The following is an 18,043-nucleotide window of genomic DNA, read 5'->3' as shown; positions in this document are numbered from 1 at the left end:
GTCTCGCTCACTTCCGCAGGGACCGCCCGAAGCCCGCAGCCAGTGGCATCCGCAGGCCCAGCGGTGGCGGAGCCTGGAGCGCGTCCTCCACGGGGCGGGCGAAGGCCCGGCCGAACAGGGCGCCCAGGACGAAGTCCTCGGTCAGGGCGTGTACTTCCTGGCGGTGCTGGTGCAACGAGTGTCCGTCGGAGTGCACTTCGAACCGGCACACGTCTCGGTTGGCCTTCTTGGCGCGGGCCGCCAGGCGGAACGACAGTTCGGGGTCGGTTCGTTCGTCGTTCGTGCCGTGGACGATCAGGACCCGGCGGCCCACCAGTTGCTTCACCGGTTCGGGTGGTGCGGCCACGTCCTGTTCGGGGAGCCAAGGGGCCAGCGCCACCACGGAGTTGACCGCCTCGTGGCCGGCGGAGCGCAGGGCGGCCCGGCCGCCCATGTCGATTCCGGCGAGGCATACGGGCACGTCTCCGTAGCGTCGTACGACCTCGTCCACCGCCCAGGTGGCGTCGTGCGCGAGATACGCCTCGCTGCCGTTCCAGCCGCGTACGCGATAGTGCACGACATGCGCGGCGAGCCCGTCGTCCGCGCCCGCCCGGGACAGCCGGCGCCCCAACGTCCGTACGGAGGCCGTCGCCAGGAGAGGGGACGGCCTGCGGGCGGAGACCTCGTTGCCGCCGGGGAGCAGCAGGACCACACCGCTCACCGAGGTCGGTTCTGGACCGAGCGCTCTCCCCAACCGGGCCGTCCGAACCGGCGTCGCTTGCTGTGCCATGACAGAACAGTGTCAGAAGTGAGCGTGTACGCCATCCTTCCGCGCGGTCACCGTTACGTATCGACGGTTTCGTACAACAGGTGATCTACGCGCGTAGGAGTTAGAGTGCGGAAATGACGAGCCAGAGCACCCCGAACACCCCGACGCCGGACCAGATCCGCCGGGCGCCGAAGGTTCTGCTGCACGACCACCTCGACGGCGGCCTCCGCCCGGGGACGATCGTCGAACTCGCGCGGGACGCCGGGTACACCGGACTCCCCGAGACCGACCCGGACAAACTCGGCGTGTGGTTCGCCGAGGCCGCCGACTCCGGTTCCCTGGAACGGTACTTGGAGACCTTCTCGCACACCGTCGCCGTGATGCAGACCCGGGACGCGCTGATCCGGGTCGCCCGCGAGTGCGCGGAGGACCTCGCCGAGGACGGCGTCGTATACGCCGAGGTGCGGTACGCGCCCGAGCAGCACCTCGACGGCGGGCTCAGCCTCGAAGAGGTCGTCGAGGCCGTCAACGAGGGCTTCCGGCAAGGGGAGTCGCTCGCGAGGGAGAACGGCCGGCGGATCCGCGTCGGGGCGCTGCTCACCGCCATGCGGCACGCCGCCCGCGCCCTGGAGATCGCCGAACTCGCCAACCGCTACCGCGACCTGGGCGTCGTCGGCTTCGACATCGCGGGAGCCGAGGCCGGGTTCCCGCCCACCCGGCACCTCGACGCCTTCGAGTACCTCAAGCGCGAGAACAACCACTTCACCATCCACGCCGGCGAGGCCTTCGGACTGCCGTCCATCTGGCAGGCGCTGCAGTGGTGCGGCGCCGACCGGCTCGGACACGGCGTGCGCATCATCGACGACATCCAGGTCCAGGACGACGGCACGGTCAAGCTCGGCCGGCTCGCCTCCTACGTCCGGGACAAGCGCATCCCGCTGGAACTGTGCCCCAGCTCCAACCTCCAGACCGGCGCCGCCGACTCCTACGCCGAGCACCCCATCGGGCTGCTGCGCCGGCTCCACTTCCGGGCCACGGTCAACACCGACAACCGGCTGATGTCCCACACCAGCATGAGCAGTGAATTCGAGCACCTTGTCGAGGCGTTCGGTTATTCGCTCGACGACATGCAATGGTTCTCCGTCAATGCTATGAAGTCAGCATTCATTCCTTTCGATGAACGACTGGCCATGATCAATGACGTGATCAAGCCCGGATATGCCGAACTCAAATCCGAGTGGCTGTTCCGGCAGACGGCCTCCACCAGCGGTTCTGTGCCCGAAGAGGGCTGACCGGGACTGAGCGGAGGCCAGGGAATGCGGGCGGGTGTTCACAATCCGTCCGCATTTCGATGTTTGCGGCGAACGGCTTCGCGTGTTTACGGTCTTGGACCGCTCACATCCCCGTCATCCCATTCAAGGACGCATTCACCATGAAGCAGTCTGCTGCCAAGACCCTCGGTGTCGCCGCCCTCGGTGCCGCCTTCGCCGCCGCCGGCGCGGGTGCCGCGAGCGCGGCTCCGGCGGTCCCGGACACCACCCAGGTGCTGGGCGCCGTGACCCACACGCTGCCCGCGGAGAACGTCACCAAGGCGCTCCCGGGTGCCGGCGAGGCGCTGAGCCAGGCGCAGCCCGCGCTCGCGGGTGGCCTGTCCGCCGTGCAGCCGGCCGCCGAGAAGGTCCTCTCCGACGGCCCGACCGCGCCCGTCGCCGGACTGCTGGGCGGCCTCCCGCTGTCGCAGACGGGCCTGCCCACGCACGGCCTGCCGCTGAACGGCGTTCCGCTGGGCTGACGCCGGCCGGGCTGACGCCAGTTGGGCTGACGTCCGCTGGGCGAGGCCCGCTGACTGAGGTCCGTTGGGCTGGCGCCCATGGGGCCGAGCCGGCCCCCGAACGCGCCGATGGGGCGCGCCCCCGGACGAGGGGTGCGCCCCATCGGCGTACGTGCGCCGGGCATGGTGGGGGTGGTGGATGGTTCACCAGGCCTCGGTGCGCACCTTGTCCTCGGACGGGAACAGGATCCACAGCGCTATGTAGAGCAGGAACTGCGGCCCGGGCAGCAGGCACGAGAGCAGGAAGATCACCCGCATCGTGGTCGCGGAGGTACCGAAGCGCCGCGCCAGCGCTGCGCACACTCCGCCGATCATGCGGCCTTGGGTGGGGCGGGCAATGGCGGTCATCATGGGCTCCTTCGCGAGCGTCTCTCCGAGGCCTCCCCTGCGGCTGCCTCATCTGACATCAACGCTACGAACCGGAAGCCCGCCCGGCGTCGCTCTACGGTGCGATGCCGACCCTGGGAATCGTCGGGGTCCGTCCCTGAGTCGCTTCCTCCTGGAGGAGGGGCGCGGGGAGGGGGCTCTCGCCCCTGCGGCGGAGCCAGGCGCGGGCGGCGGGGACGATCGCGGCGTGCGCGAGGGCCACGCCCACCGTGTTCATGAGCAGCGAGTCGATGTCCACGACCTGGCCCGGCACGCCGGTCTGCAGCAGTTCGATGCCCAGGGAGATCAGGGCGCCGGCGGCGACCGTACGGATCAGGGACGCGAGCGGCGAGACATGCAGCCGGCCGCTCACCATGGGGAGCAGGATGCCGAGCGGGGCCAGCAGCGCGAGGCCCTCACCGATCCGCTTGGTCGCCTCGGGCCAGCCCAGTGTCAGATCGGCGCGGATGCTGGCCAGTGGGTGCAGGTTCGGCGGCATCACCCAGGGGACGTCCCGGGGGCGCAGCGTGACCCAGGCGACGAGCACGAGATGTGCGACGAGGAGGACACCTCCTGTCACACGGACGCGAATCGCGGCACTGCCGCCGATGGAGCCTTGACGCTGCACGCCCCACTAGACGCCCCCTCCGGCACGATCGGTTCCGGGTAGGGCCCAAGCACCGGGCTGAGGCTTCCGCCACACCCCTCTTTTCCGGCTCGTTCACCTCCGGGCTGCCTTCGGCCGGGGTCAGGAGTACGACCGTGCTCCGCAGGCGCATTGTTGGCTCATGCCAAAGGGGCGGACACGCGCGGTCGTCGGTTACGCCGCGCTCGCACTGCTGTGCGTGACGGCGACGGGATGGGCCGTGTTCACCGGCATCGCGAAGCTGAACCTGGCGGGGAACGCTGTGGCGGTCCGGCTCGGGGAGTGCCACCAGAAGGAGGGCGGGAAGGGCTCCTGCACCGTGTGCAGTGGCCTGGTACAGAACACTGCGAACGCACGCACCGTAGAGGTTTCGTACGACGGCCACGTGGGCGAGATCGTCGGAGAGTTCCGCCGGGTGAGGCAACCAACCGCTTCCCACGGAGCCTTGTGAGCGGTCGACGGCGAGCTGATCGCGGTTCGCGGTCCGTTCCGGGCCACGGCGGCCTGTGACAGGGTCGGCGATGTGGACTGCGTCTTCTGCCGGCTCATCGACGAAGGCACCGCACGCTGGGTGGCCCGTGAGGCCGAAGCCTGCGCCTTCACGCCGTTGAACCCGCTCGCGCCGGGGCACACGTTGGTCGTCCCCACCCGCCACTTCACGGACGTGTTCGAGTGCCCGCCCGATGTCCTGGCGGCGTCGATGGCGCTGGTCCAACGTGTGGCGGCGGCCATGCGCACCGCCCTGGACGCGTCGGGCGTCAACATCCTGAGCGCGAGCGGACCGGGGTCGGAACAGTCCGTTCCGCACCTGCACCTCCACGTCGTTCCCCGGTGGGTGGACGACGGGATCTCGACGTGGCCGACCGGACGGTCCCGCCGCAGCCTCCCCGGCGACCCCGGCGCGCGACTGGCCGCCGCACTCAACCGTGACCACGAGCAGCGGCAGTACGGAGGTTGAGCCAGAGCCCGTTCCCTGAGCTCCCCAAGCTCCCTGAGCCGGACCGTGCCCGTCCGCCGTATCCGCCCGGGCCATCGCGTCGGCGCGACAGGTCCCCCCGTCGTCCACGAGACGGCCGGCCTCGGGCTGATCGCCCGGAGAGATCCCAAGTGCCTTACGGCCCGCGGCAGTTCGCCGGCAACCGGCGCGGGGGCGGATGGCACAGGGCGAGATCCCGATCAGGCGCTCCGTACGCCCTCGGCGCCGGCGCCCCCGCGTCGGCGGCTCCCGCGTGGGCCCACCCGCCCCGTCAGCCCCCCGTCACCTCGGTGGAGGGCGGTGCCTTGGTGCCGGGGGCGGAGCGGACGTCGTCCGTGCATTCGTAGCGGCGCAGCGGGGAGTCGCCCGGACCGCCGAGGATGACGGAGCCGTCGCCCTCGGCCGCGGCCGAGTCGGAGAACGTGCAGACGATCTGCGCGAGCGCGTACGACGTCAGGTCGGCCGGTGAATTGCTCAGCCGCAACGCGTCCTTGGGGTCCTTGGCGCGCGGCCCGCTGACCGTCATGCCGCCCCGCACGTCGGTCGTGTACCGGGCGTCCTTCTCGCCCGGCGACGGCGACTGCGCGAGCTGGTCCAGCAGCCCCTGCGCCACGATCACGCGGCGCTGCACGTCCGCGGTGCCGTCCGGCACCTGTACGGTCCGGTCGACGGTCACCAGCGACGACCCGCACAGCAGGAACACCTGCACGGGCACTCCGCGCGCGGCCTGCGTCGACACGTCCGGCTCGGTGAGCGTGCAGGGCACCATCGAGGGCGCGGGCCCGAAGTCGGTCGGCACCTCCGTGGCCCGGATCCCGCACCCGGCGAGCAGCAGTGCGAGCAGCGGAAGGGCCATCAACCGGCGTGCGGACACGGCCCGTTCGCCGACGGGAGCCGTCAATCGGCGTGCCTTCATGAGGGGTTCCCCTTCGAGCTGTCCCCTTCGCCCTCGCCCTTGTCGGTCTCCTCCGTGAGGACGGAGGCGTCCCTCGGCAGCCGCAGGGTGAACACCGCGCCGCCGTCGGGGGAGTTGGCGGCGCTGATGTCGCCGCCGTGGATGTGGGCGTTCTCCAGGGCGATGGAGAGGCCGAGGCCACTGCCCTCGGAGCGGGGGCGGGAGGCGCTCGCCTTGTAGAAGCGGTCGAAGACGTGCGGGAGGACGTCCTCGGGGATGCCGGGGCCGTGGTCGCGGACCGCGATGACGAGGTCGTCGTCCTCCAGTCGGACCGAGACCCGGACCGGCGAGCCGCCGTGCTTGAGGGCGTTGCCGATGAGGTTGGCGAGGATGACGTCGAGGCGGCGCGGGTCGAGCCGGGAGTGGATGCCGCGCTCGGCGTCGAGGTCGACGGCGTCCAGCCAGGCGCGGGCGTCGATGCAGGCGGTGATCTGGTCGGCGATGTCGACGTCGTCGAGGACGAGCCGGGCGGTGCCCGCGTCGAAGCGGGTGACCTCCATCAGGTTCTCGACGAGGTCGCCGAGCCGCTTGGTCTCGCTGACGACGAGCCGTACGGCGGGCTCGATCATCGGGTCCACGCTGCCGGTCTCGGCGTCGAGTTCCTCCTCCAGGACCTCCACCACGGCGGTGATGGCGGTGAGGGGAGTCCGCAGCTCGTGGGACATGTCGGCGACGAAACGGCGCGAGGCGTCGTCCCGGGCGGCCATGTCGGCGACCCGCTTCTCCAGCGCCTCGGCGGTCTGGTTGAACGTCCGTGACAGTTCGGCGAGTTCGTCGGTCCCGGACACGCGCAGCCGGGTGTCGAGCTTGCCCTCGCCCAGTCGGCGCGCCGCGATGCCGAGCCGGTGCACGGGCTTGAGGACGGTCGTCGCGGCGGCCTGCGCGAGCAGCGCGGAGCCGATCAGCGCGAGTCCGGTGGCGATCCCGAGCGACCAGGCGAGGGAGTTGAGGTCCTTCGCCTCCGGCTCAAGCGACTTGAGCATGTAGCCAGTTGGCCCGCCGCCGATCATCCGGGTGCCGGCCACCAGGAACGGTGTGCCGTGCTCGGTGACCCGCTGCCAGTACAGGTGGTACGGCTCCTTGTTGCCGTCGGTCACCGACTGCTGCTTGTTCACCGCCGTGCGCAGCGACTTGGGCACGTCCTCCAGTGAAAACCCGTTCAGGCCGCCGGAGTTGCCGTAGACCGTCTTGGTGTCGGAGTCCTCGGCGACCAGCAGCACGCTGAAGCGCTGGCTGCTGTTGGCCATCTGGCCGGCGGTGCGCATGAGTTCGTCCTGCGTGGGGTGCACGGGCAGGGTGCCGGCGTGGTTCTGCATCTCCTGGCGGAAGTCGCGCAGTACCGCGTCCTGGGCGCGGGTGAGGACGGCCTCGCGGTTGAGCCAGTAGGCGATGCCGGACGCGGACACGGCGGCGGTCAGCGCGACCAGGCCGAACACGACCACCAGCCGCAGGCGCAGGCTGGTGAACCGCAGCCGCCACAGAACTCCCTTACGACCCGGGCGCCAGCCGCGGATCCCCCCTGGTGCGTCGGTCACTGAGGCGAGTCCAGGCGGTAACCGACGCCGCGCACGGTACGGATGAGCGTCGGGGACGAGGGCACGTCCTCGACCTTGGCGCGCAGCCGCTGGACACACGCGTCCACCAGCCGCGAGTCACCGAGGTAGTCGTGCTCCCACACCAGGCGCAGCAACTGCTGCCGGGACAGGGCCTGTCCGGGCCGCCGGCTCAGTTCGAGCAGCAACCGCAGCTCGGTGGGCGTGAGTTGGAGGTCCTCGCCGTTCTTCGTGACGGTCATCGCGGCCCGGTCGATGACCAGCGAACCGAACGACGCCGCGTCGTTGGCCTCTCGCTCCCCGCGCCGCAGCACGGCCCGGATACGGGCGTCCAGCACCCGCCCCTGCACGGGTTTGACCACGTAGTCGTCGGCACCGGACTCCAGGCCGACGACGATGTCGATGTCGTCGCTGCGCGCGGTGAGCAGAATGATCGGCAGCTGGTCCGTGCGCCGGATGCGCCGGCACACCTCGAAACCGTCGATGCCGGGCAGCATCACATCCAGCACGATCAGGTCCGGCCGCTGCTCACGCAGCAGCTTCAGACCGTCCTCGCCGCTGGCAGCGGTGGCTACCCGGTGTCCCTGGCGCGTCAGCGAGAGCTCCAGGGCCGTCCGGATGGCGTCGTCGTCCTCGATCAGCAACAGGGAAGGCACGGGGCTCATTCTGGCCCATGCGGGGGCGGTGTTTCGACACCTGTACGGGTACGCGCCCTTAGCGCTCCTATCTGTGACCGGACTGTCCGTTTTCTGAGGACGGCCGCAGAGGGGACCCCTGTGACAGGTCTGTGACAGTCGGCGGACACGTCCATGAAGTGACCCCGGCAGGATTTTCGTCACAGGCAAGGGACCACGAGGAACCGAGCCGGAAGATCCGAACACCGGGCAAGTCCACTACGGGGGGCGCGAGATGAGCACGCTGCACAGCACCAGCAACAACGCAGTCATCACGCGTCTGCACGACGTCACCCGGGGTTCCGAGAAGTCCGGTGCCGTGAGCGGGCGGGGGTGCGTTCGCGGTGCCGGGCGTCAGCACACCGGTTACATGACGGTGGTTGACGCGCACACGGGGGAAGCGCACGGGGGAAGCGGGTACAGGGAGGACACGGGGGAGCGTCGTTCGCTGTCGGAGGCGGAGTTCACCGCCTACGTCCAGGAGCGCCGCGCCTCCCTGTACGCGACCGCCTACCACCTGACCGGCGACCGCTTCGAGGCCGAGGACCTGCTGCAGAGCGCGCTGTTCTCGACGTACAAGGCATGGGACCGGATCAGCGACAAGGCCGCGGTCGGGGGCTACCTCCGCCGCACCATGACGAACCTGCACATCAGCGCGTGGCGCCGCCGCAAGCTGAACGAGTACCCGACCGAGGAACTGCCGGAGACGCCCGGCGACACGGACGCGATGCGCGGCACCGAACTGCGCGCGGTCCTGTGGCAGGCGCTGGCCCGGCTGCCCGAACTCCAGCGCACCATGCTGGTCCTTCGTTACTACGAGGGCCGCACGGACCCGGAGATCGCGGAGATCCTCGACATCAGTGTCGGCACGGTGAAGTCCAGCATCTGGCGGTCGCTCCGCCGCATGCGCGAGGACGAGGTCCTCAGCTTCGGCCGTGACGAGGAGGACGCCTTCGGGGAGCTCGTCGCCTGAGGGTTGGGGGGGAAGCAGGGAACGGGGGAGCACGAAGGGACCACGGGGGATCGGCGCTGGGGGGCGCCGACGGGGTCCTGGGGGGGGTCACGGGGGAAGTACCACGGGGGAACAGGAAGAGCGGGACTGGAGGGCCGGGGGGTCCGTCCAGTCCCGCTTTCTCTTGTCTACGAGGGGGAGGGCGCCGGAGTCGACTGTGCCGGACGCCGTCCGACCGCCGCCGCGGCCAGCCTGCCCAGCGCCTCGTCCTTGTCGCACGCGTACGCGCCGAGCGTCGTCTGCCGCGCCACGATCGAGCGCTCCAGCCGCATCAGCCGCCAGCCGCGTCGCAGCAGGAACGGCACGGACTTACGGCCCTCCCGCAGATCCCGCAGGAAGCGGCGCCGGAAGGTCCGCACAGGTCCGCGGCTCAGGCACAGCGCGTCGGCGAGGACGCCCAGCTCCCGGCAGCGGGTGATGACTTCGGCGGCGAAGATTCCCTCCGCTATGAACAGCGGCGTCCGGCCCACATCGACCGCCTCCGTGCCCGTACGGGCGCTGAGCGAGATGTCGTAGACCGGCACATCCGTACGACCCGTGCGGCACAGTTCGACGATCGCGGCGACCGCGACCTCCGCGTCCCAGGAGTCGGGGTGGTCCCAGTCGATGTCCGAACTCCCCGCCACCAGTGGCAGCGTCGGGTCGTCGCCCTCCTTGTAGAAGTCGTCGAGCCGCAGCACGGGAAGACCGGAGCGGGCCGAGACGAGGGACTTGCCGGAACCCGAGGGGCCGCACAGCAGCACGACGCGGGCCGGTGACGGGGAAAGGATGCTCACGGGACACCAGTTTGACGTATTCCGTACGTCCTGCCGACCCCGCGGGTCGGCATTGGAACGCGCATCACACGTCAACTACCCTTCGTGCTGACCTGATTACCCTGCGCACCAGAAGGTGGCACCAGCAATGGCACGACACACGTCCTCCCAGCACCCGAACGCCCAGCGCGCCCTGGTCGCCCTCGCGACCGCCGGAGTCGCCCTGGGCGCGGGCGCGGCGACGGCCGCCGCGGACACCGCGCCGGTCGTCGACGTGATGCGGACGCGGCCCACCTCGCTGGGCAAGATCGACCCCGCGGCGGGGCTGGGCGCGCTCACCGGCACGGTCGGGTATGTCACCGGGCCCGTTGCCGGGCTCAAGCCCAACCCGCTTGCGGGGACGGGTGTCGACCCGCTCGACAACGGGATCGCGACCCAGCTCGCCGACTTTCAGCCGTTGGCCTCGCAGGCGTTGACGGGGCCGGTTGCGGAGGCTCAGTCGATCGGGAGCATGCCGGTGGTCGGGCAGGTGACGGGTTTGCTGGGGGGCTGAGCGATTGCGGGGGAGGGGCGGGGAGCTGCGGTCTCGTTGCCGGGTGCGCGTTCGTTGTGGCTGGTCGCGCAGTTCCCCGCGCCCCTGAGGCGTGGCCTTCGGCCTGCCTCCTAGTACGAGGAGCCGCTTGCTCCCAGAGAACCCGTGGGGTGCCAGACCGTCTTCGTCTCCAGGAAGGCTGTCAGGCGGTCGATGCCGGGAGTCTCCGTGTAATCCACAGGCTGTGGACGGAGAACTCGCTTCAGGTTGTCGGCCGCCGCGATCTCCAGTTCCTTCGCCAGTACGTCGTCGGCGCCCGCGAGGTCGATCGCGTTGACGTCCTGGTGGGCGGCGAGGGGGGCCGCGATCTCCGCCGTCTTTCCGGAGAGGACGTTGACGACTCCGCCGGGCAGGTCGGAGGTGGCAAGGACCTCGCCCAACGACAGTGCGGGGAGCGGGGACTTCTCGCTCGCGATGACGATCGCCGTGTTGCCGGTCGCGATCACCGGGGCCACGACCGAGATCAGTCCGAGGAACGACGACTCCTGGGGGGCCAGGACGGTGACCACTCCCGTCGGCTCGGGCGAGGACAGGTTGAAGTACGGGCCCGCGACCGGGTTCGCGCCGCCGACCACCTGGGCGATCTTGTCGGTCCAGCCCGCGTACCAGACCCAGCGGTCGATCGCCGCGTCCACGACCACGGACGCCTTCGACTTCGACAGGCCCTCCGCGTCGGCGACTTCACGGACGAACTGGTCCTTGCGGCCCTCCAGCATCTCGGCGATGCGGTAGAGGATCTGGCCCCGGTTGTACGCCGTCGCGCCGGACCAGCCGCCGAACGCCCTGCGGGCCGCCACGACCGCGTCCCGGGCGTCCTTACGGCTCCCCTTGGGGGCGTTGGCCAGCCACTTGCCCTTGGAGTCGGTCACTTCGTACACCCGGCCGCTCTCGCTACGGGGGAACTTGCCCCCGACGTACAGCTTGTAGGTCTTGAACACACTGAGACGGTCAGACATCGAGGTACGCCTCCAGGCCGTGGCGACCGCCCTCGCGGCCGAAGCCCGACTCCTTGTAGCCGCCGAACGGCGAGGTCGGGTCGAACTTGTTGAACGTGTTGGACCAGATGACGCCGGCCCGGAGCTTGCTCGCCACCGCGAGGATGCGGGAACCCTTCTCCGTCCAGATGCCGGCGGAGAGGCCGTACTGGCTGTTGTTGGCCTTCGCGACCGCCTCCTCGGGCGTGCGGAAGGTCAGGACGGACAGCACCGGGCCGAAGATCTCGTCGCGGGCGATGGTGTGCGCCTGGGTGACGTTCGTGAAGAGCGTCGGGGCGAACCAGTAGCCGGAGGACGGGAGTTCACAGGCCGGGGACCAGCGCTCGGCGCCCTCCGCCTCGCCCTGTTCGACGAGGGTGGTGATGCGGGAGAGCTGCTCGGCGGAGTTGATCGCGCCGATGTCCGTGTTCTTGTCGAGCGGGTCGCCGAGGCGGAGGGTGGAGAGCCTGCGCTTCAGGGAGTCCAACAGCTCGTCCTGGATGGACTCCTGGACGAGGAGGCGGCTGCCCGCGCAGCAAACCTGGCCCTGGTTGAAGAAGATGCCGGTGACGATCCCCTCCACCGCCTGGTCGATGGGGGCGTCGTCGAAGACGATGTTCGCGCCCTTGCCGCCGAGTTCGAGGGTGACCTTCTTGTTCGTGCCGGCCACCTGACGGGCGATCGCCTTGCCGACCGCCGTGGAACCGGTGAACGCGACCTTGTTCACGTCCGGGTGCGCGACGAGCGCGGCACCCGAATCGCCGTATCCCGGAAGGATGTTGACGACACCCTTGGGCAGGCCCGCCTGCCGGCAGATGTCCGCGAAGAACAACGCGCTCAACGGTGTCGTCTCGGCGGGCTTCAGGACGACCGTGTTGCCGGTCGCCAGCGCCGGGGCGATCTTCCAGGCCAGCATCAGGAGCGGGAAGTTCCAGGGGATGACCTGGCCCGCGACACCCAGCGGCCGGGGGTTCGCGCCGAAGCCGGCGTGGTCCAGCTTGTCGGCCCAGCCCGCGTAGTAGAAGAAGTGCGCGGCGACCAGGGGGAGGTCGGCGTCCCTCGTCTCCTTGATGGGCTTGCCGTTGTCCAGGGTCTCCAGGACGGCCAGTTCGCGGCTGCGCTCCTGGATGATCCGGGCGATGCGGAACAGGTACTTGGCGCGCTCGGAGCCGGGCAGCGCCGACCACTTCTCGAAGGCCTTGCGGGCGGCCCGCACCGCGCGGTCGACGTCGGCCTCGCCCGCCTGGGCGATCTCGGAGAGGACCTCTTCGGTGGACGGGGACACGGTCTTGAAGACCTTGCCGTCGGCCGCCTCGGTGAACTCGCCGTCGATGAACAGGCCGTAGGAGGGCGCGATGTCGACGACCGAGCGGGACTCGGGCGCCGGAGCGTAGTCAAAGAGAGCCATGTGGATCAGTCCACCGTCACGTAGTCGGGGCCGGAGTAGCGGCCGGTGGCCAGCTTCTGGCGCTGCATCAGCAGGTCGTTCAGGAGCGAGGACGCGCCGAAGCGGAACCAGTGGTTGTCGAGCCAGTCCTCGCCCGCCGTCTCGTTGACGACGACCAGGAACTTGACGGCGTCCTTGGAGGTACGGATACCGCCCGCGGGCTTCACCCCGACCTGGATGCCGGTCTGGGCGCGGAAGTCGCGCACCGCCTCCAGCATCAACAGGGTGTTCGCGGGCGTGGCGTTGACGGCGACCTTGCCCGTCGACGTCTTGATGAAGTCCGCACCGGCCAGCATGCCGAGCCAGCTCGCGCGGCGGATGTTGTCGTACGTCGACAGCTCGCCGGTCTCGAAGATGACCTTCAGGCGGGCGGCGCCCGAGGCCTCCTTCACGGCGACGATCTCGTCGTACACCTTCATGTAGTGGCCCGCGAGGAACGCCCCGCGGTCGATGACCATGTCGATCTCGTCGGCGCCCGCGGCGACCGCGTCGCGCACGTCGGCCAGCTTCACGGGAAGCGCGGCACGGCCGGCCGGGAAGGCGGTGGCGACGGAGGCGACCTTCACGGAGGAACCTGCGACGGCCTCCTTGGCGACGGCCACCATGTCGGGATAGACGCAGACGGCCGCGGTGGAGGGGCTCGTCCGGTCGGTCGGGTCGGGGCGGACCGCCTTGGCGCCGAGCGCCCGGACCTTGCCGGGGGTGTCCGCGCCTTCGAGTGTCGTCAGGTCGACCATCGAGATGGCGAGGTCGATGGCGTACGCCTTCGCGGTGGTCTTGATGGAACGGGTCCCGAGCGAGGCGGCGCGCGCCTCCAGGCCGACCGCGTCGACGCCGGGCAGCCCGTGGAGGAAACGGCGCAGCGTGCTGTCGGACGCGGTGACGTCACCGAGAGCGTGTGCTGTGGGTGCAGTGGTGGGCATGGTCACCAGACGAGCATATCTACGCGCGTAGCGGCTGTATACCCCGAGGGGAGATCCGCGCCCCAAAGGGGCGCGGGGCTGTTTCGATATGCGGCTCCGCCGGGTGGACGCGAGCAACCACAACGCACCCGCGGTCGCGAACGCACAGGTCCCCAACGGCGACAAGGCGAACGGCTGAGGCACAATCGGCACCATGACGACCCCGCACCACGAGCCCCCCGCACCGCAGCCCCCGGACCGTGTCTACAGGTCCTCCATGGGCATCGCAGGCGGCGTACTCCTGCTCGCCATCGGGCTCTGGCTGGGCATCGACGCCCTCGTGCGGGGAAACGGCCGCACGCCGTGGCTCGCGCTCGCGGGGCTGATTCTCGTCGTGCCGCTGGTGGTCGCCTTCACATTCCGCCCGGCGGTATACGCCAACGACGACCGGCTGCGCGTGCGCAACCCGTTCCGGCTGGTCGTGGTGCCGTGGGGCGAGGTGGCCGCGCTGCGGTCGGGGCTCTCGAACGAGGTCATCGCCAAGTCCGGTACCAAGTTCCAGCTGTGGGCGATCCCGGTCTCGCTGCGCAGCCGCAAGCGGGCGGCGCGCCGCGAGGCGCGGTCCAAGGCGGAGGCGGGCGGCCAGGCCGGCCGGGGCGGCAGGGCCGGGGGCTTCGGCGGCGGGTTCGGCGGGTTCGGGGGCTTCGGCGGAGGCCTGGGCGGCGGGTCCGCGGCCGGTGAGGCCACGCGCGCGGAGTCCGACCAGATCATGAGCGACCTGAACGAGCTGCTGGAGAACCGCGAGCAGGCCGAGTCGGCGCAGGGCCAGGTCACGGTGCGCTGGGCGTACGAGGTGATCGCCCCGGCGCTCGCCGGTGCCGTCGTACTGGCGATCCTGCTGGCCACGGGCTGACCGGACCGCCGCCCGCTCTCACAGCTTTCCGGGTCATCATGCGACCCGAACTCGGCCGCGACGGCGGTCCCCCACCCGGAGGCGAAGCCGAGCCACGCCGACCACGCCCGTGGTCCGAGTCTCTGGGACGTCATGATCACGAACCTCCGGGAGCCGCTGCGGCTGCCCGCCTCCGCGATACCCGACGGCGCCGTGAGCTGGCGCGGCGAGCAGGTGCGCCGGTGGACGCGGGCGCTGCCGCCGCGCCGGATGTCGGTGCGGTTGCGGCTGGTCCATGTGAAGCTCGCGGTGCTGTGCGGCTGGCTGGCCGCGGCGGCGCTGCTGTACTACGGCGGTCTGCCGCCGTATCTGGCGGCGGTGCTGCCGCTCCAGGTGATCTGGGTGCTGTGGCGCCCCGAGATCGTCCGGTACTCGGCGGCGGCCCTGTTCGTCGCGGTGGTCGCGTACGCGTCGTGGCCGCCGCACGCGTCCTGGTGGGTGCTCGGCGGTGTCGTCCTGCCGGCGCTGGCGCTCTCCGTGCCGCCCGCCGAATACCGGAGCCGCGCGAGTGTCCGGCAACGGGAGGCGGCCCTCGCCGCGTCCGAGGGCGTCACGGCCCGCCTCCCCGACGCCGACCGGCCGGTCCGCCGCGGCGGGTTCCTCACCTGCGCCGGAGCGTTCCTGGTCGTACCCGGCGCCGTACTGACCGCCCTGGCGCCCCTCGCCCCCCACGCCGAGGACCAGCGGGCCGCCACGATGACCGGCGTCCACGTGGTCGGACTCGGCCTCACCGTCCTGCTGTCCGGCGCGCTGGGCAGGCGGCGGGCCCGCGCGCTCCGGGAGGCTCCGGCCCCCGTCCTGCGCGTGCTGATCCGGGAGACCACATTCGGCGACGCGGAGGTCCTCGCCGCCGACGACAGGGCCGCGCTACGGCCCCTGTTCCGGGTCGCGCTCTCGGACCCGGACAACAGAGCCGACCGTACGGCCACCGCCGACCGCACCGGTCCCGCCGGCGAGATCCCTGAGGACCCGCAGACGCTTGAGGACTCCGAGGACCCCGAGGACCCCGAGGACATCGACGGCCTCCTCGACACCCTCGACGACGCCCTCACCGACGGTCCGGCCGCCCGGCGTTCCGGCCCCGTCCGTGAGGCCGTCCTCTACGGCACCCCCTACGACGGGGCCGAGATCCTCGTCGTCAGCGCTCCCGCCAAGCCGGGCGGGGCGCCGCGAACGCAGTGGTCGACCGGTCCCGTACGGCCGCTGTCGGGGGCCGAGGTGCGGCGGTGGCTCGTGCGGGAGAAGCGGGCGGCCGTCCGGGCGGCCCGGAGCGACGCGCGGCACGCGGAGCTGGTCGCGGCCGTGACGGCGCGGAGCGCGGAGCCCGTGCCGGTGCGGCACTGGCGGGCGGGCCCGGTGGACTGGCTGGCGGCCTTCCTGATGGCGCAGTGCGCCGGCTGGCTGTACTGGATCGCGACCGACGAGAGCCTCTGGCACCGCTGCCTGCTGATCCTGTTGGGGATGAGGGGCGCCACCCGGATCCCGGTGAAACTGTCCTGGCGCATCACCGCCGACCGCACCGGCATCTGGCTGAACGGTCTGCGCCGCCCGCGCCACATCCCCTGGAAGGACCTCCGCTCGGCCCGCCGCGAGGGGTTCGACCTGAAGCTCCGCCGACGCGGCGGCGACACGTGGGTGGTCGCCGCCCCGCACTCGGCCCGGCTGCAACGCAGGCGGGGCCTGATCCACCCCTACGACGCCCTGGCCGCCGAACTCTCCGCGATGATCGCCGACCCCGCCCTGCGGCCCACCGGCGAGAGCGGGGAGGAGGAGCGCGGACGCCCGCTGTGGCCGTATGCCGCGCTGCTCGCGGTCGTGTGGGTGGTGCTGATGGCGGTCCGTCAGGGCTGGCTGTAGGTCCTGCGGCGCGGCAGAACGGAAGACGGGGTGTCCCGGGAGGGACACCCCGTCCGGCTGCGATGAGGCCGGGCCGCGGGTGACGGCTCAGATACCGGCCGCCGCCGACAGGTCCCGCTTGATCGTGGCGAGGGTCTCGGCCGCCCGTGCGCGGGCCGCCGGGAGGTCGGCGTGCGCGGCCACGGGGACCACGACCTCCAGATAGCACTTCAGTTTGGGCTCGGTGCCGCTGGGCCGGACGATGACGCGGGCACCGTCGAGCGTGTAGCGCAGGCCGTCCGTGGGCGGGAGCTTGTCGGTGCCCTCGGTGAGGTCCTCGGCCTTGGTGACGGCCAGCCCGGCCAGCTCGGTCGGCGGCTGCTCGCGCAACCGCCGCATGGCGTCCGCGATGACGGTCACGTCCTCGACGCGCACCGAGAGTTGGTCGGTGGCGTGCAGACCGTGTGCCACGGCGAGATCGTCGAGGAGGTCCAGCAGATCGCGGTCCTCCTCCTTCAACTCGGAGGCCAGCTCGGTGATGAGCAGGGCGGCGGTGATGCCGTCCTTGTCGCGCACACCGTCCGGGTCCACGCAGTAGCCGAGGGCCTCCTCGTAGCCGTAGCGAAGTCCCTCCACCCGGGCGATCCACTTGAAGCCGGTGAGGGTCTCCTCGTAGGGCAGGCCCGCCTTCTCGGCGATACGGCCGAGGAGGGACGAGGAGACGATCGACTCGGCGAAGGTGCCCCGGGCGCCGCGCCGCACGAGGTGCGCGGCGAGCAGCGAGCCGACCTCGTCGCCGCGGAGCATGCGCCAACCGCCGCCCTGGGTACCGTCCTTGACGGCCACGGCGCAGCGGTCGGCGTCGGGGTCGTTGGCGACGATCAGGTCGGGGTCCGTGGCGCGGGCCCGGGCGAAGGCGAGGTCCATCGCGCCCGGCTCCTCCGGGTTGGGGAACGCGACGGTGGGGAAGTCCGGGTCGGGCTCGGCCTGTTCGGCGACGAGCACCGGCTCGGGGAAGCCGGCGCGGGCGAACGCGGCCAGCAGGACGTCCTTGCCGACGCCGTGCATCGCCGTGTAGACGGTACGGGCGGTGCGGGGGGAGCCGGGGGAGAGGACGGCGTCGGTGCGGGCGAGGTAGGCGTCGAGGACGCTGTCGTCGAGGGTTTCCCAGCCGTCCGTGGGGCGGGGTACGTCGTGCAGCGAGCGGATCGCGTCGATCTCGGCGGCGATGTCCGCGTCGGCCGGGGGCACGATCTGGGAGCCGTCGCCGAGGTAGACCTTGTAGCCGTTGTCCCGGGGCGGGTTGTGGCTGGCGGTGACCTCCACGCCCGCGATCGCGCCCAAGTGCCTTATGGCGAAGGCGAGTACGGGGGTGGGGAGCGGCCGGGGCAGCACGGCGGCCCGCAGCCCCGCGCCGGTCATCACGGCGGCGGTGTCGCGGGCGAAGTCCGCGGACTTGTGCCGGGCGTCGTAGCCGATGACGACGACTCCGTCGGTGTGGCCGTTCCGCTTGAGGTACGCGGCGAGGCCGGCGGCGGCGCGGATGACGACGGCGCGGTTCATCCGCATGGGTCCGGCACCGAGTTCGCCGCGGAGGCCGGCGGTGCCGAACTGGAGGGTGCCGCCGAAGCGCTCCGCGAGTTCCGTGACGTCCCCGGCGTCGATGAGCTTCCCCAGCTCCTCGCGGGTGTCCGCGTCGGGGTCCTCGGCGAGCCAGGTCTTGGCCCGCGCGATGAGATCGTCGTCGTGCACGTCAGGTCAACCTCTCGTGATGTTTGCGGGTTCGGTTCCCGGGCGTCCAGGGGGACGGAGCCCCCTGGGGCG

The 18,043-nt window shown here is 71.2% G+C and carries 18 protein-coding genes; 7 read left to right on the top strand and 11 right to left on the bottom strand.

What is annotated here, in order from left to right:
- Positions 1–7 precede the first annotated feature (7 nt).
- Positions 8–769, bottom strand: coding sequence for a prolyl oligopeptidase family serine peptidase (locus ACWDEW_RS03125; protein ID WP_450509043.1), 762 nt, complete (start codon positions 767–769; stop codon positions 8–10).
- Between the two features lie 113 nt (positions 770–882).
- Between ACWDEW_RS03125 and ACWDEW_RS03120 the strand changes: the two genes are divergently transcribed.
- Complete coding sequence (locus tag ACWDEW_RS03120) at positions 883–2,040, top strand: adenosine deaminase (RefSeq protein WP_450509041.1); 1,158 nt, start codon at positions 883–885, stop codon at positions 2,038–2,040.
- Between the two features lie 140 nt (positions 2,041–2,180).
- Positions 2,181–2,540, top strand: a complete 360-nt coding sequence (locus ACWDEW_RS03115) for an ATP-binding protein (protein ID WP_431252607.1) — start codon at positions 2,181–2,183, stop codon at positions 2,538–2,540.
- A 183-nt stretch (positions 2,541–2,723) separates the two neighbouring features.
- Here ACWDEW_RS03115 and ACWDEW_RS03110 read toward each other — a convergent pair whose 3' ends face one another.
- Both ACWDEW_RS03110 and ACWDEW_RS03105 read right to left on the bottom strand, forming a co-directional pair.
- Positions 2,724–2,927: a PspC domain-containing protein gene (locus ACWDEW_RS03110; protein ID WP_026178268.1), complete on the bottom strand. Its 204-nt coding sequence runs from the start codon at positions 2,925–2,927 to the stop codon at positions 2,724–2,726.
- Between the two features lie 94 nt (positions 2,928–3,021).
- The gene (locus ACWDEW_RS03105; protein WP_450509039.1) at positions 3,022–3,573 is read right to left on the bottom strand and encodes a VanZ family protein; all 552 of its coding nucleotides are present in this window, start codon (positions 3,571–3,573) and stop codon (positions 3,022–3,024) included.
- Positions 3,574–4,114: 541 nt separating this feature from the next.
- Between ACWDEW_RS03105 and ACWDEW_RS03100 the strand changes: the two genes are divergently transcribed.
- On the top strand, positions 4,115–4,549 hold the full coding sequence (locus tag ACWDEW_RS03100; protein WP_450509038.1) for an HIT family protein: 435 nt from the start codon (positions 4,115–4,117) through the stop codon (positions 4,547–4,549).
- A 289-nt stretch (positions 4,550–4,838) separates the two neighbouring features.
- Here the strand turns inward: ACWDEW_RS03100 and ACWDEW_RS03095 are convergent, their stop codons facing one another.
- Genes ACWDEW_RS03095 through afsQ1 form a run of 3 tightly spaced genes read right to left on the bottom strand, consistent with a single transcriptional unit; the run spans position 4,839 to position 7,731 of the window.
- Positions 4,839–5,483, bottom strand: coding sequence for a hypothetical protein (locus tag ACWDEW_RS03095; protein WP_450509036.1), 645 nt, complete (start codon positions 5,481–5,483; stop codon positions 4,839–4,841).
- The gene (locus tag ACWDEW_RS03090; RefSeq protein WP_450509034.1) at positions 5,480–7,057 is read right to left on the bottom strand and encodes an ATP-binding protein; all 1,578 of its coding nucleotides are present in this window, start codon (positions 7,055–7,057) and stop codon (positions 5,480–5,482) included. The genes ACWDEW_RS03095 and ACWDEW_RS03090 overlap by 4 nt, the downstream gene beginning before the upstream one ends.
- Positions 7,054–7,731 carry a two-component system response regulator AfsQ1 gene (gene afsQ1, locus ACWDEW_RS03085; protein WP_019066936.1) on the bottom strand — a complete coding sequence of 226 codons (678 nt, stop codon included), beginning with the start codon at positions 7,729–7,731 and terminating at the stop codon, positions 7,054–7,056. Before afsQ1 ends, ACWDEW_RS03090 begins: the two co-directional genes overlap by 4 nt.
- A 253-nt stretch (positions 7,732–7,984) precedes the next feature.
- Here afsQ1 and ACWDEW_RS03080 point away from each other — a divergent pair, with 253 nt between their 5' ends.
- Positions 7,985–8,722, top strand: coding sequence for a SigE family RNA polymerase sigma factor (locus tag ACWDEW_RS03080; RefSeq protein WP_019066937.1), 738 nt, complete (start codon positions 7,985–7,987; stop codon positions 8,720–8,722).
- A 167-nt stretch (positions 8,723–8,889) separates the two neighbouring features.
- Here the strand turns inward: ACWDEW_RS03080 and ACWDEW_RS03075 are convergent, their stop codons facing one another.
- Positions 8,890–9,537: a uridine kinase family protein gene (locus ACWDEW_RS03075; RefSeq protein ID WP_362975127.1), complete on the bottom strand. Its 648-nt coding sequence runs from the start codon at positions 9,535–9,537 to the stop codon at positions 8,890–8,892.
- 127 nt (positions 9,538–9,664) lie between these two features.
- Here ACWDEW_RS03075 and ACWDEW_RS03070 point away from each other — a divergent pair, with 127 nt between their 5' ends.
- Positions 9,665–10,069, top strand: a complete 405-nt coding sequence (locus ACWDEW_RS03070; protein WP_450509032.1) for a hypothetical protein — start codon at positions 9,665–9,667, stop codon at positions 10,067–10,069.
- A 110-nt stretch (positions 10,070–10,179) separates the two neighbouring features.
- On the opposite strand, the gene ACWDEW_RS03065 is transcribed toward ACWDEW_RS03070, so the two are convergent.
- Genes ACWDEW_RS03065 through deoC form a run of 3 tightly spaced genes read right to left on the bottom strand, consistent with a single transcriptional unit; the run spans position 10,180 to position 13,452 of the window.
- Positions 10,180–11,064 (bottom strand): aldehyde dehydrogenase family protein, encoded by an 885-nt coding sequence (locus ACWDEW_RS03065; RefSeq protein ID WP_450509031.1) that lies wholly within the window; start codon positions 11,062–11,064, stop codon positions 10,180–10,182.
- Complete coding sequence (locus tag ACWDEW_RS03060) at positions 11,057–12,490, bottom strand: aldehyde dehydrogenase family protein (RefSeq protein WP_450509029.1); 1,434 nt, start codon at positions 12,488–12,490, stop codon at positions 11,057–11,059. Before ACWDEW_RS03060 ends, ACWDEW_RS03065 begins: the two co-directional genes overlap by 8 nt.
- 5 nt (positions 12,491–12,495) lie before the next feature.
- The gene (gene deoC, locus ACWDEW_RS03055; protein WP_450509027.1) at positions 12,496–13,452 is read right to left on the bottom strand and encodes a deoxyribose-phosphate aldolase; all 957 of its coding nucleotides are present in this window, start codon (positions 13,450–13,452) and stop codon (positions 12,496–12,498) included.
- A 193-nt stretch (positions 13,453–13,645) separates the two neighbouring features.
- On the opposite strand from deoC, the gene ACWDEW_RS03050 reads away from it, so the two are divergent.
- Both ACWDEW_RS03050 and ACWDEW_RS03045 read left to right on the top strand, forming a co-directional pair.
- Complete coding sequence (locus ACWDEW_RS03050) at positions 13,646–14,344, top strand: PH domain-containing protein (protein WP_450509026.1); 699 nt, start codon at positions 13,646–13,648, stop codon at positions 14,342–14,344.
- A 132-nt stretch (positions 14,345–14,476) separates the two neighbouring features.
- Positions 14,477–16,240 (top strand): hypothetical protein, encoded by a 1,764-nt coding sequence (locus tag ACWDEW_RS03045; protein WP_450509024.1) that lies wholly within the window; start codon positions 14,477–14,479, stop codon positions 16,238–16,240.
- An 87-nt stretch (positions 16,241–16,327) separates the two neighbouring features.
- Here ACWDEW_RS03045 and ACWDEW_RS03040 read toward each other — a convergent pair whose 3' ends face one another.
- Entirely contained in the window at positions 16,328–17,971 is a 1,644-nt protein-coding gene (locus tag ACWDEW_RS03040; protein WP_450509022.1) for a phospho-sugar mutase, read from the bottom strand.
- Positions 17,972–18,043 lie beyond the last annotated feature (72 nt).

The sequence above is a fragment of the Streptomyces sp. NPDC001100 genome (assembly GCF_053598575.1).
This window is presented reverse-complemented; position numbering and strand designations above follow the sequence as displayed.

Coding starts and splice junctions, on each gene's coding strand:
- ACWDEW_RS03115 (WP_431252607.1), top strand. CDS start 2,181: ATGAAGCAGTCTGCTGCCAAGACCCTCGGTGTCGCCGCCCTCGGTGCC.
- ACWDEW_RS03065 (WP_450509031.1), bottom strand. CDS start 11,064: ATGTCTGACCGTCTCAGTGTGTTCAAGACCTACAAGCTGTACGTCGGG.
- ACWDEW_RS03045 (WP_450509024.1), top strand. CDS start 14,477: ATGATCACGAACCTCCGGGAGCCGCTGCGGCTGCCCGCCTCCGCGATA.
- ACWDEW_RS03050 (WP_450509026.1), top strand. CDS start 13,646: ATGACGACCCCGCACCACGAGCCCCCCGCACCGCAGCCCCCGGACCGT.
- ACWDEW_RS03060 (WP_450509029.1), bottom strand. CDS start 12,490: ATGGCTCTCTTTGACTACGCTCCGGCGCCCGAGTCCCGCTCGGTCGTC.
- ACWDEW_RS03095 (WP_450509036.1), bottom strand. CDS start 5,483: ATGAAGGCACGCCGATTGACGGCTCCCGTCGGCGAACGGGCCGTGTCC.
- deoC (WP_450509027.1), bottom strand. CDS start 13,452: ATGCCCACCACTGCACCCACAGCACACGCTCTCGGTGACGTCACCGCG.
- ACWDEW_RS03080 (WP_019066937.1), top strand. CDS start 7,985: ATGAGCACGCTGCACAGCACCAGCAACAACGCAGTCATCACGCGTCTG.
- ACWDEW_RS03110 (WP_026178268.1), bottom strand. CDS start 2,927: ATGACCGCCATTGCCCGCCCCACCCAAGGCCGCATGATCGGCGGAGTG.
- ACWDEW_RS03125 (WP_450509043.1), bottom strand. CDS start 769: ATGGCACAGCAAGCGACGCCGGTTCGGACGGCCCGGTTGGGGAGAGCG.
- ACWDEW_RS03070 (WP_450509032.1), top strand. CDS start 9,665: ATGGCACGACACACGTCCTCCCAGCACCCGAACGCCCAGCGCGCCCTG.
- ACWDEW_RS03120 (WP_450509041.1), top strand. CDS start 883: ATGACGAGCCAGAGCACCCCGAACACCCCGACGCCGGACCAGATCCGC.